Origin of the sequence: Mycobacterium sp. E136 (assembly GCF_001666865.1) — a bacterium.
Taxonomy (GTDB): domain Bacteria; phylum Actinomycetota; class Actinomycetes; order Mycobacteriales; family Mycobacteriaceae; genus Mycobacterium.
Window position 1 is genome coordinate 45,693 of sequence record NZ_LZJE01000083.1, and the last position, 11,702, is coordinate 57,394.

The window sequence follows — 11,702 nt, forward strand, 5'->3', positions numbered from 1 at the left end:
GCCTACCCCTAGAAGAGCTTCTTGGCGAGCTTTAGCGCCTTCTCTGTATACGGGGGATAGATGAATGCGCCGACGTCGGGTCGGGTCGGTTTGGTCATCACGGTCTTCTTGTGGCTGAACTGCTCGAAGCCGTACCTGCCGTGGTAGGCGCCCATGCCCGACGGGCCGACGCCGCCGAACGGCAGCTTGTTGGTGGCGAAGTGGAACAGCAGGTGGTTGACCACCATGCCGCCGGCCGGCACCTCCTTGATCACCCGTTCCCGGATGCTCTTGGTCTTGGTGAAGAGGTACGCCGCCAACGGCTTCGGCCGCGAGTTCACGAAACTGATTGCGTCGTCGAGAGATTGGACCGTCACGACGGGCAGGATCGGACCGAAGATCTCGTCGGTCATCAGCGGTTCCGCGGGGTCGGGGTCGACCACGACCGTCGGCTGGATGCTGATCTTCGACGCGTCGGAACCGCCCCCGATCACGACCTCACCCTTGGTCGCGGCCAGCGCGTCGGTCAGCCGGCCGAAGTGCCGTTCGTTGACGATGCGCTTGCCGTCGGGGTTCTCGGACTCGAAGGTCGTCACCGCCTCTTTGATCTTGTCGACCAGCTTGTCGCGGATCTTCGCGTCGGCGAGCACGTAGTCGGGCGCGATGCAGATCTGCCCGGAGTTGATCAGCTTGGTCCAGGCGATGCGCTTGGCCGCGACGTCGACGTCGGCGTCGGCCGACACGATCACCGGGCTCTTGCCGCCGAGTTCGAGCGTGACCGGCGTCAAGTGCGGTGCGGCGCCCTCGTAGACCTTGCGGCCGATCTCGGTGCCGCCGGTGAAGCAGATGTGGTCGAAGCCCTGCGAAATGAGCTCTTGGCTGACCGAACCGTCGCCCTCGATCACCGCGATCGCATCGGAGTCGAGGTAGCGCGGCACCAGCTCGGCCATGAGCGCCGACGAAGCCGGGCAGACCTCGGACGGCTTGAGCACCACGGTGTTACCCGCCGCGATCGCCCCGATCGCCGGGCCCAGCGTCAACACGAACGGGAAGTTCCACGCGCCGATGACCAACACCGTGCCGAAGGGCTCGTATTCGACCCAGCCCCGGCCGGGCAGCTGCGACATCTCCAGCAGCCGGTATCGGCGGCGGGTCCACTTCTTCAGGTTCTTCGCGGCGTCCTTGGCCTCGCCCGCGGTGCTCGCGATGTCGGCCAGCCACGCCTCGAAGCGGCTGCGGCCCAGATCCTGTTCGAGCGCGGCGGCGATGGCCTCCTCGTTCTCGACGGCGAGGCGCTCGATCGCCTTGAGCTGCCGTTTACGCCACTCGAGGTCCCTGGTGCGTCCGGTCTTGAAGGTCTCTCGCAACCGGCGGACGACGCTGGGAATGTCGTCGGTGGCTTGGGTGGGAGCGGCGATGTCGGTGGTCATGGGGGAGTCCTTCCTGACCCGAGGAATGCCCCGATCCTAACCAACCGGTTGGGCCGCCCAGAAGGGCTCCGTCAGTCCTTGTACGCGGTGACGAACTCGGAAAACCCGCTGTCGTTCTCGTACTCGGCCGGAAGCACCCAGCGGTCCAGTCGACGCATCTCCTCCAGCGAGGTCACCGATGTCGCCCGCCAGCCGTGCGCATCGAGCCACTCGGAGACGTCCGCGCGGTCCGGGTCGTTGTACATCAGTTCCGCGACGTCGACGGAATCGTCCATTCCGAGCTGCGCACGGATGCGCTCGAACCGCTCGCGCATCTGCTCGCGCCGCTCCTCGGCCTGCACCCCGACGGTCTCCACCGACACGCGGCTACCGGGCGCGCTGAGCGCGGTGATCTGCTCGAACAGGCGGTCCTGGGCGTCGGCGGGCAGGTACATCAACAGGCCTTCGGCCAGCCATGCGGTCGGGGCCGTTGGGACGAACCCTGCCTCCTGGAGAGCGGCCGGCCAGTCGTGGCGCAGGTCGACCGCGACCGCCACGCGATTGGCGGCCGGCAGCACGCCCTCTTCGGCCAGCCGGGCGGCCTTGTACTCGAGCACCTTGGGCTGGTCGATCTCGTAGACCGTCGTGCCCGCGGGCCAGTCGAGCCGGTACGCGCGCGAGTCCAGCCCCGACGCCAGGATGACGATCTGCCGGATGCCCGCGCCGACGGCGTCGGTGAAGTAGGCGTCGAAGTAGTGCGTCCGCACCGCCTGGTAGTTCCCCATGTGCTCGAAGATTGCGGCGACGTCGGGATCCGCCTCGTCGACCTTCGCGCGGGTGGCAGGGTCCGTCATCACGTCCCAGGCACCGCCGCCGGTGCCCGCCACCAGCACCTTCGCGAACGGATCGCGGATCAGCGCGTCGTCCCGGTCGGTTTCGGCGGCGCGGGCCGCCGCCACCATGACCGCGGTTGTCCCAACGCTGGTCGCGATGTCCCAGGTGTCGTCTTCAGTGCGCAGCGAACTCATCGAACGCCATGGTAGCCGGAAGAACTTAGGCAGGCTATCGAGCTGTGGGGCAGGTCACCCGTCAGGACTGAAGGCGCCAGAGATTGTTCGACATCAACAGCTCGAACTGCCGCACCACGGCCTTGAGTTCGTCGTGGCTGCCGACGAAGCCGGCGTAGAAGCCCATGCCCCACATCACCGCGACGAGCATCTCGACCAGCGAGTCGACCTCGGTATCGGTCGTGAGCTCGCCGCGCTGGATGGCCTCGTTGACCGCCCAGGCCACGAATTCGCGGGAATGCCGCAGCGAGTCGTGCTCCTCGTCGGCGAGCTCCGGATGGCGCTGGGCCTCGAGCACCGACGTCACCAAAAAGGCTGCGGCCGAACGATCTTCGGACTCGGCCTGCATCGCCGCGGTGAAGTACGCCGACAGCCTGGCGAGCAGGTTCGTCTCGTCCTCCGCGCGCGCCCGGCCCGCGCTAACTATCGCGGCGTTGGTCTGCTGTACGACCTCGCGCCACAACACCTGCTTGTTGGAGAAGTAGTGGTTGATCGCCGGCCGCGTCAGATCCGCCCGAATCGCGATCGCCTGGAAGGTCGCGGCGTCATATCCGAGTTCGCTGAAAACCTCGCGCGCGGCCCCTATGATGCGCTCACGTGTCTCCGCAGCCTTCGCTGCGGGTGGACGACCCGGACCCCTACTCGCCGTGTGCGGCACGGTCAAATTGTGCCACACGTCACCTGGTGCTTCAGACATCAGCTGCTGGGGCCGCCCCGACCAGCCGTTTGTCAGCAAATTGCGAGATTCAATCGCCGAGAAATTTGCCGTAGAGAATCAGCACCTCTTGGAACTAATGTCCAGGTAATGGGGAGCGTCGTATCGCGGGACGGTTACTTCGATGTGGGTATCGAGATTCTGTCCGACATGGGGTACGGCGGCCTGAAACTGGCGGAGGTCTGTCAACGCCTCGGCGTGACGACCGGCTCGTTCTACCACTATTTCCCGAACTGGCCCGCCTACACCAGGGAGCTGCTCTCGCACTGGACGCAGGAGCGCACGGTGCGGGTGGTCGAGGCGGTCCGCAGTGAGCCGGACCCGCGCCGCCGCATCGACGCCCTGTTCCAGACCGGGCTGGATCTGCCCCACAGCGCGGAAGCCGCGATCCGGGTGTGGAGCGCGCTGGACCCGCACGTGCACGAGGTGCAGGTGGCCGTCGACCAGCAGCGCTTCGACATCCTCTACGAATCGGCGTTCGAGATCCTGGAGAACAAACGCCAGGCACAGCTTTTCGCTGAATCCGCCGTGTACGTCTTCATCGGGTACGAGCAGACGAAGTTGACGCCAGACCCAGACGGATTGCGGTGGATCTCCGCACAGCTACGCCAGGCCCTCGACGACGGCCGGTTCGCGTCGGTTCCCGACGCCGAGTAGCGCGGGCGGCGGGGTTGTCGCTCACTGAAGTCGTCGCTCCGCTTCTGCGCCGCGCCGAAAACCGGCTTCGGCGGCGCGATCCCGAACTCGACGCGCTGCGGCGCGCGATCCGGGCCGCGATCGTGGTGCCGATCGCCGCCGCGGTGAGCTTCGCGGTGGGTGGCGGAACCCAAACACCGATGATCACGATCTTCGGCTCGGTCTCGCTGCTGATCATGGTCGACTTTCCGGGCAACCGGCCGGCTCGCGCGCTGGCGTACCTGGGGCTGGCGATCAACGGCGCCATCCTGATCACGCTCGGCACCCTGGTCGCTCCGCATCCGTGGCTGAGCGTCGCGGCGATGTTCGTACTCGGGGTGGTGGTGACGTTCTCGGGAGTGCTCAGCGAGATCATCGCCTCCGGCCAACGTGCGACGCTGCTGACGTTCGTACTGCCCGCATGTACCCCGGTGGGCCCCATCCCCGATCGGCTTCTCGGCTGGCTCATCGCGCTCGTGTTCTGCGTGCCCGCCGCGCTGTTCCTGCTGCCGCCTCGCCACCACGACGAGTTGCGCAGCGGCGCCGCGCGGGTCTGCGACCGGCTCGCCGACTGTCTGCAGGGCACCACGCCCGCCAAGAACGTGACCCGGGCGATGAACAACCTGTGGGAGACGTTCCTGGGCGCCGACTACCGCCCGGTCGCCTTGACCGCTGGCAGCCGCGCGCTGGTCCGTGTGGTCGACGATCTCGGGTGGCTGTCCGACCGGATCTCAGACGACACCGGGCGGTTCCTCGCCGACATGAAGGACCCGCTGATCCGGGTGCTGCGTGATTCGGCCGCCGTACTGCAGATCTCCGACGTCGCGGCCCGTCGAGCCCGCTCGGCCGATCTCGACGAGGCGCTGACCGAACTGCGCTCGATCGCCCAGGGTCGCTATCGCGAAGACATTGTCGAGATCCTCGCATCGCCCGACGACGCGGACGCCATCGAGGTGGGCCGGAAGTTGTTGGGACGACGCACGTTTTCGGCCACGGTCGGGGTGACCGGCCGCGTCATTCGCAACGCCGCGGCGGCCGACGCCCGCCCGGTGTTGGCACGCGTGCTGGGCCGCGGGCTGCCCAAGACCGGCACCGCGGATTGGGTGATGCCCGAGACCACGGCCGTCGCCGCCATCACGAGCGGGTTCTTCGCCACCCGGGCGGTGGTGCTGCGCAACAGCATTCGCACCGGTCTGGGTTTGGCGCTGGCCATCGCCGTCACCCATCTGTTCCCGCTCGAGCACGGCTTCTGGGTCGTACTCGGCGCGATGTCGGTGCTGCGCAGCAGCGCGCTGACCACCGGCACGCGGGTGTTGCGCGCCGTCGCGGGCACCGCGATCGGATTTCTGTTGGGCGTCGGGCTGATCGAACTGGTCGGCGTCGATCCGGTCGTGATGTGGATGCTCCTGCCGGTGGTGGCCTTCGGTTCGGCGTTCGTGCCGGAGGTGGCGTCGTTCATCGCCGGCCAGGCCGCGTTCACGATGATGGTGCTGATCATCTTCAACTTGATCGCGCCGACCGGTTGGAGCGTCGGGCTGATCCGCGTCGAGGACGTGGCCGTCGGGGCCCTTGTGGGCATCATGGTCTCGCTGTTGTTGTGGCCGCGGGGTGCGCGTAATCGGTTGGGGCGGGCCATCGACGACGCGTTCGCGGTCGGTGCGACGTTCCTGAGGGAGGCGGTGCTGCGGGTGACCCGCGGGGCCTCGGAGGAGGCCACGAATCGGGTGATCGCGCTGAGCCAGGAGGCGTTGCGCGCGACGCGGACCGTGGATGACGCCGTGCGACAGTTCCTTTCGGAGAGCAGCGGTCCCACGGACATCCGCGGGCCCGCGGTGCGGTCGGCGAACCGGGCGGTCAGGCTGCGCGCCGCCGCCGAGCTGATCACCGACGTCGTCCCTCCGCCGCACGGGGTCTACTCGAAGACCAGGGAGGTGCTCGAATCGCACGCGGAGGCCATCTGCGCGAGAGCCACTGGCGGTGCGCCCCGCTCGCTACCGCGGCTCAGTGACGACTTCGTGACGGCCTTGCGCGACGAGACCACCGACGACGGACTGGCTGTCTCGGCGGCCCTGCCGCTCGTGGCGGTCGCGGCGCATCTCGGCGCGTTGAACCTGCTGTACCCGAAGCCCGAACCGCGGCGGACGGCGGCTAAGGACGGTGCGGCATAAGCGCATTCGGCGGGATGGTGCCGAACTTGCCTGCTTGGTAGTCCTCGAGCGCCTGAACCAGTTCGGACTTGCTGTTCATCACGAACGGGCCGTACTGGAACACGGGTTCGCGGATGGGCCGGCCGCCGAGGATCAACACCTCGAGTGCGGGACGGTTGGCGTCCTGCTTGCCCTCAGCGTCGACGCGGATCCGGTCACCGGGTCCGAAAACCGCAAGCTGTCCCTGCTGGATCGGATGGGCGACGGGCCCGACCGTCCCGCGGCCCGACAGCACGTAGACGAGCGCGTTGAAGTCACGTCGCCAGGGCAGGTCGAGGCGCGCACCCGGCTGAATCGTTGCGTGCGCCAACGTGATCGGGGTGTGTGTCGCACCGGGGCCGGTATGCCCGTCGACGTCGCCGGCGATGATCCTTACGAGGGCACCGCCGTCGTCGGAGGACAACAGTTTCACCTCGTTCCCCTCGATCGCCTGGTATCGGGGTGAGGCGAACTTGTCCTTGCGGGGCAGGTTCACCCACAGCTGGACGCCGTGGAACACGCCGCCGCTCTCGACCAACTCGGCGGGCGGGGTCTCGATGTGCAAGATGCCCGAGCCCGCGGTCATCCACTGGGTGGCGCCGTCGGTGATCAGGCCGCCGCCGCCATGAGAGTCCTGGTGCGCGAAGCGTCCGTCGATCATGTAGGTGACGGTTTCGAAGCCGCGGTGCGGGTGCCAGTCAGTGCCACGCGGTTCGCCGGGTTCGTACTCGACCTCACCCATCTGATCCATGTGGACGAATGGATCGAGGTCGGCGGCAGAGACTCCGGCGAAGGCACGGACAACGGGGAAGCCCTCGCCTTCCAGGCCGCGGGGTCCCGTGGTGATCGACCGGACAGGCCGGTCGGTTTCGGACGGTCCGGCCGCAGAGATACGGGGAAGGGTGAGCGTGTCGGCGGTGATGGCAGGCATGTCATGGATAACCGGACTGTGGTCCGATTAATTCCTTGGGCTTCAGCAGTCCCTGCTGGCGGGGGATCTACCTCTCCCTCGGCCCTCCCGCCCCCTGTGGATAACTTTCCCCGACTTGTCAGACCCCGCGGCTACCCTTTCGTACATGCGTTCGAATCGAATCTCCGACGTTCTCACCGAGCTGGAGTCGCTCTATCGGGAGCTCGCCACTCTCCGGCTCGACGGGTTGACGCGCACCGAGTTGTACGCGCTGATCGAGCAGCTCGACAAGCTCGACAACCAGATGGCGGCGCTCGAACAACGGTTGTTCGGCCGACTGCTTCTCGACCGCGGCGCGACACCTCGGGACGTGGCCAGGCGCCTGCGCATCTCACAGGGAGAGGCGCAACGGCGTCTCGGTCAGGCGGCTTCCTAGCCATGAATGCGGGCGGGGTGTGCGGTCGGGAGCGGGTTGTGAAGGCTCTTGATGCGTTGGATTCCGCGTTGGATGAGCTTGTTGGTTTGTCGGTGGAGGGGTTGGGGTCGTGTGATCTGGTGGAGGTGTTGTTTCGGTGTGAGCGGGTGGTTCGGCGGTTGCCGGTGGTCGATCATGCGGTGATCGCCCGGCTGGTGGCCGAAGTGGAGCCGAAGGCGGTGGGGGCGTCGTCGTGGCCGGAGGCGATAGCGACGGTGTTGCAGGTGTCGCGTAAGGAGGCCAGGCGCCGTATCGCGTCGGCGGCGGTGTTGGGTCCGCGTCGGGCGTTGACAGGTGAACCGTTGGCGCCGGTGTTGGAGGCCACGGCGGCGGCTCAGGCGCGCGGACAGTTGGGTGGTGAGCAGGTCGGCATCATCGAGAGGTTCTTCGACCAGTTGCCCGCGCAGGTCAACTATGAGGCCCGCGAGTTGGCCGAGGCCGATCTGGCCCGCACCGGGGGCGGGTTGTGTCCTGAGGAGTTGCGCAAGGTCGCCGAGCGGTTGATGGCGCTGCTCGATGAGGACGGCACACCACCGGAGGAGGCCGAGCGGGAACGGCAACGCAAACGTTTCTTCGAGTTCGGTCCGCAAGGTGCCGATGGGATGAGCCGGGTGCGTGGGCTGCTCACCCCGCACGCGCGCGCCACCCTCGATGCGGTGATGGCCAAGTTGGCCGCCCCGGGGATGGGCAATCCCGATGACCCCGACCCGTGCGTGGACGGGCCGCCCTCGGGGGAGCAGTTCGTCAACGACGCCCGCTGCGCCGGGCAGCGCCAGCATGATGCGTTGATCGCGATGGGCCGCGCCCTGCTGGCGTCGGGGCAGTTAGGGCAGCACAACGGGTTGCCGTCGACGATCGTGGTGTCCACGACGCTGAAGGAGTTGCGGTCGTTGGCGGGGTTCGCCGTCACCGGCGGCGGCACCCTGGTGCCGATGGCCGACCTGATCGCCATGGCCGCCAGCAGCGAGCACTACCTGGTGGTCTATGAGGATCATCGGGAGGTGCCGATGTATGTGGGACGGGCCAAACGCTTGGCCACACCGGGGCAGCGCATCGTGTTGCACGCCCGCGACCGTGGCTGCACCAAACCCGGGTGCAGCGCCCCGGCGTATTGGGCCCAGGTCCATCACGCCGCCCAGGACTGGGCCGACGGCGGGGCCACCGACATCGACGGGCTCACCTTGGCCTGCGGCCCGCACAACCGGCTGGTCACCGACGGCGGCTGGCGCACCCGCATCCGAGCCGACGGCCGCGTCGAATGGCTACCCCCACCCGACCTCGACACCGGCCAAACCCGCGTCAACAACTACCACCACCCCGAGAAATACCTCCTGCCCGACGAACCCGACGACCCACCCGATCCCGACAACCACCCCAAGAACAGCGAAGGACCGTGAGTCCTGTCGGTTGTCGTCGACGCGACCACCCGCGACCTGTCGCCGGCGTTCGCTATTCCGTCTTGGGCTTGAGCGTCCACGCGGGGATCCAGTGCGTGACCGCCTTCCGGCGAGCGCCGTAGGCAATCTCGTAGGTCACCCATCCCCACCAGTAACCCTGCTCGCACAGCCCCCAGCACGAGAGCCGCCCCTCGACCACCGCATGCATCTGCAGACCCGCCGGGTTGTAACCGCCGACGGCGTGCGGCTCACGCGGGAAGACCGCGGCCAGGTCGACCATCACGGCAATCGGCGGGTCGACGCGCCGGAAGGCTTGCTGAACGGGCTGACCGTTGTACCCGATGCCCTTCAACTCGCCCACGGTTCGATCATACGTTCGAACGCGGTACGACGAACGCGAACGGTCGCCGATACCCCAGCCCGACCAACCGGCCCCGTCGCACGCTGTCCACACCGACGGATCGCACCGCCCCGGACGTCGGCTCATAACACTCGAGCCGACCACCCCCGCTCCCGACGATCAGCACCCAATGCCGCGGGACAAACCGACCGACGAGCATCGCGACCGGCCACCCGTCGGCCACCGCCCGCCGCACGTCGGCAAGCGAGTCCCGCGACCCGCAGAACAACCGCCACCGGTACCGGACGCCGAGCTTCCGACTCCAGCCGTTGACCGCCCGGGCCTCCCGCACGGCGTGGTGCCCAGCCGCCTCGGCCAGAGCCGGTTGACGTCGCGATGCACCCGCGTCTGCTCCGCCGCGAACCACGCCGGCTCGACAAGCCGCGCATGCGCGTCCGGGTTCACCAGCGCACCAGCCACCACCGCAACCGTCGGACCGCACGTAACGCCGTCGCGCTGTCGCAGTCGAAGGCCCGCCAGGTCCATCCCCTCAGTGTCCTCGTTGGGCCAATTCGGGCGCTCCAACATGGGCAATCGGCTGTCCCGCACCAGAATTCCTGCCATCAGGCAATCAATTTCTGCCAACGGAATTAAAACCTTTGACCTTGAGGTTTCCAAGATCAGCTGCAGCTACGAACCGCGACACATGCCACGGCTCGGACACCGAACGGAACAAAAGAAGAAGGCTCAAAAATGAAGCAGTTTGGTATCGCTACCGTCGCCGCTAGCGCCTTTGCCGCCGCACTGATCGGACTGGCCGCACCCACCCAGGCAGCGCCGTCTGGACCGGGGAACGCGCAGGACACCATCAGCCAGCTGGAATCGCAGGGCTACCACGTCATCGTGAACCGCATTGGTAACGCCCCGCTGGACAAGGCGTCCGTAGTGGCGGTGCGTCCCGGTCAGACCTACACCCAGACGGACAGCCTGGGCGTCGGCGGTGACCGCAACACTCGGGTGATCAACAAGACGGTCTATGTAGACGTCAAGTAGCTCACCCACCGACGAGCCCCCGGATGAACCCCTAGCCATCCGGGGGCTTGTCCATTTCAGCGAACAAGTGTTTCGGATTGCGGATGCGCGGCTAACTCTCTGTCGTGGCCTTCGACCTCACGCCCACCGAGGCGCAGCACGACCTGGCGCGACGGACCCACGAATTCGCCGAAGAGGTGATCCGTCCCGTTGCGCTCGACTACGACCAGCGCCAGGAGTTCCCCTGGCCGGTCCTCGAGGAAGCCGCCACCCGGGGCTTCTACAGTCCGCTGTTCTACCGCGACCTGATCGGCGACCCGACCGGGCTCTCCCTGCCGATGTTCATGGAGGAGCTGTTCTGGGGGTGCGCAGGCATCGGGCTCGCCGTGGTGATGCCCGCCCTCGCGCTCTCGGCTATCGGTCAGGCCGCCTCACCCGAGCAGATGTTGCAGTGGGCACCCGAATGCTTCGGCACCCCAGGCGATCTCAAGCTTGCAGCACTGGCGATATCCGAGCCGGAGGGCGGCAGCGACGTCCGCAACCTTCGCACCCGCGCCCACCGCGACGGTGACGACTGGATCATCGACGGCCACAAGATGTGGATCGGCAACGGCGGCATCGCCAACGTGCACGTCGTCAACGCCGTCGTCGACGAGGAACTCGGCCACAAGGGCCAGGCGCTGTTCATCGTCCCCGGCGGCACCCCGGGACTGGAGATGGTCCGCAAGCTCGACAAGCTCGGCTGCCGCGCATCGCACACCGCGGAACTGAAGTTCAACAGCGTCCGCGTTCCCGCCGAGAACCTGCTCGGCGGCCAGGAGAAGCTCGACCACAAGCTGGCCAAGGCCCGCGAGGCCATCGAAGGCGGTAGGCATTCCGGCTCGGCGACGCTCGGCACCTTCGAACAGACCCGCCCGATGGTCGCCGCCCAGGCGCTCGGCATCGCGAGGGCCGCATTGGAATACGCCACCGAATACGCCAACCGGCGGGAGGCGTTCGGCGCCCCCATCATCGACAACCAGGGGATCGCGTTCCCGCTCGCCGAACTCGCGACCTCGCTCGACGGCGCCCGCCTGCTCACTTGGCGTGCGTCCTGGATGGCCGCGAGTGGCATCCCGTTCGAACGCGGCGAGGGCTCGATGTCGAAGTTCGCTGCCAGCGAGGTCGCCGTCCGCGCCACCGAGCGCGCCATCCAGACGATGGGCGGCTGGGGCTACATCAAGGATCATCCCGTCGAGAAGTGGTATCGGGATGCCAAGCTGTACACCATCTTCGAGGGCACCAGCGAGATCCAGCGGGTCGTCATCGCGAACGCGCTCGGCGCCGCCGACGGCAAGCCCCCGCTGCACTTCGATCTCGAACCCAGCGGTGGCCCGTTCAACAAGATGTTCGGTCGCGGCACGCCGCTGCGGGGTCGAGCGGCCGACGCCGCGCTTTCCGCCAAGGATCGGGTGCCCGCGCCGATAATGCGGTTGGCGATGAACGTCTTGCGCCCGCCGCGCAAGTAACAGACAAGG

The 11,702-nt window shown here is 67.4% G+C and carries 11 protein-coding genes and 1 pseudogene; 6 read left to right on the forward strand and 6 right to left on the reverse strand.

What is annotated here, in order from left to right:
• Nucleotides 1–8 precede the first annotated feature (8 nt).
• From A5698_RS06180 to A5698_RS06190, 3 genes are all read right to left on the reverse strand, one after another.
• A complete protein-coding gene (locus A5698_RS06180; protein ID WP_068294479.1) occupies nucleotides 9–1,409 on the reverse strand; it encodes an aldehyde dehydrogenase family protein in 1,401 nt (466 codons plus the stop codon).
• Between the two features lie 71 nt (nucleotides 1,410–1,480).
• Nucleotides 1,481–2,416, reverse strand: a complete 936-nt coding sequence (locus A5698_RS06185) for a class I SAM-dependent methyltransferase (RefSeq protein WP_068294483.1) — start codon at nucleotides 2,414–2,416, stop codon at nucleotides 1,481–1,483.
• A gap of 61 nt (nucleotides 2,417–2,477) precedes the next feature.
• Nucleotides 2,478–3,113, reverse strand: a complete 636-nt coding sequence (locus tag A5698_RS06190) for a TetR/AcrR family transcriptional regulator (protein WP_068294579.1) — start codon at nucleotides 3,111–3,113, stop codon at nucleotides 2,478–2,480.
• A 147-nt stretch (nucleotides 3,114–3,260) separates the two neighbouring features.
• On the opposite strand from A5698_RS06190, the gene A5698_RS06195 reads away from it, so the two are divergent.
• Nucleotides 3,261–3,827 (forward strand): TetR/AcrR family transcriptional regulator, encoded by a 567-nt coding sequence (locus A5698_RS06195; protein ID WP_068294486.1) that lies wholly within the window; start codon nucleotides 3,261–3,263, stop codon nucleotides 3,825–3,827.
• A gap of 14 nt (nucleotides 3,828–3,841) precedes the next feature.
• Nucleotides 3,842–6,013 (forward strand): FUSC family protein, encoded by a 2,172-nt coding sequence (locus A5698_RS06200; protein WP_068294489.1) that lies wholly within the window; start codon nucleotides 3,842–3,844, stop codon nucleotides 6,011–6,013.
• On the opposite strand, the gene A5698_RS06205 is transcribed toward A5698_RS06200, so the two are convergent.
• Nucleotides 5,994–6,962 carry a pirin family protein gene (locus A5698_RS06205; RefSeq protein ID WP_068294493.1) on the reverse strand — a complete coding sequence of 323 codons (969 nt, stop codon included), beginning with the start codon at nucleotides 6,960–6,962 and terminating at the stop codon, nucleotides 5,994–5,996. The genes A5698_RS06200 and A5698_RS06205 overlap by 20 nt on opposite strands.
• Before the next feature lie 145 nt (nucleotides 6,963–7,107).
• On the opposite strand from A5698_RS06205, the gene A5698_RS06210 reads away from it, so the two are divergent.
• Nucleotides 7,108–7,377 carry a hypothetical protein gene (locus tag A5698_RS06210; RefSeq protein WP_068294496.1) on the forward strand — a complete coding sequence of 90 codons (270 nt, stop codon included), beginning with the start codon at nucleotides 7,108–7,110 and terminating at the stop codon, nucleotides 7,375–7,377.
• A gap of 38 nt (nucleotides 7,378–7,415) precedes the next feature.
• On the forward strand, nucleotides 7,416–8,813 hold the full coding sequence (locus A5698_RS06215; protein WP_286144351.1) for an HNH endonuclease signature motif containing protein: 1,398 nt from the start codon (nucleotides 7,416–7,418) through the stop codon (nucleotides 8,811–8,813).
• A gap of 52 nt (nucleotides 8,814–8,865) precedes the next feature.
• On the opposite strand, the gene A5698_RS06220 is transcribed toward A5698_RS06215, so the two are convergent.
• Together A5698_RS06220 and A5698_RS06225 are read right to left on the reverse strand one after the other, a co-directional pair.
• On the reverse strand, nucleotides 8,866–9,174 hold the full coding sequence (locus A5698_RS06220; RefSeq protein ID WP_068294502.1) for a hypothetical protein: 309 nt from the start codon (nucleotides 9,172–9,174) through the stop codon (nucleotides 8,866–8,868).
• A gap of 7 nt (nucleotides 9,175–9,181) precedes the next feature.
• Nucleotides 9,182–9,699, reverse strand: a pseudogene (locus A5698_RS06225) (hypothetical protein).
• Nucleotides 9,700–9,906: 207 nt separating this feature from the next.
• On the opposite strand from A5698_RS06225, the gene A5698_RS06230 reads away from it, so the two are divergent.
• The gene (locus tag A5698_RS06230) at nucleotides 9,907–10,206 is read left to right on the forward strand and encodes a hypothetical protein (protein ID WP_067086116.1); all 300 of its coding nucleotides are present in this window, start codon (nucleotides 9,907–9,909) and stop codon (nucleotides 10,204–10,206) included.
• Between the two features lie 104 nt (nucleotides 10,207–10,310).
• Nucleotides 10,311–11,693 carry an acyl-CoA dehydrogenase family protein gene (locus A5698_RS06235; protein ID WP_068294506.1) on the forward strand — a complete coding sequence of 461 codons (1,383 nt, stop codon included), beginning with the start codon at nucleotides 10,311–10,313 and terminating at the stop codon, nucleotides 11,691–11,693.
• The last annotated feature ends 9 nt before the right edge of the window (nucleotides 11,694–11,702 follow it).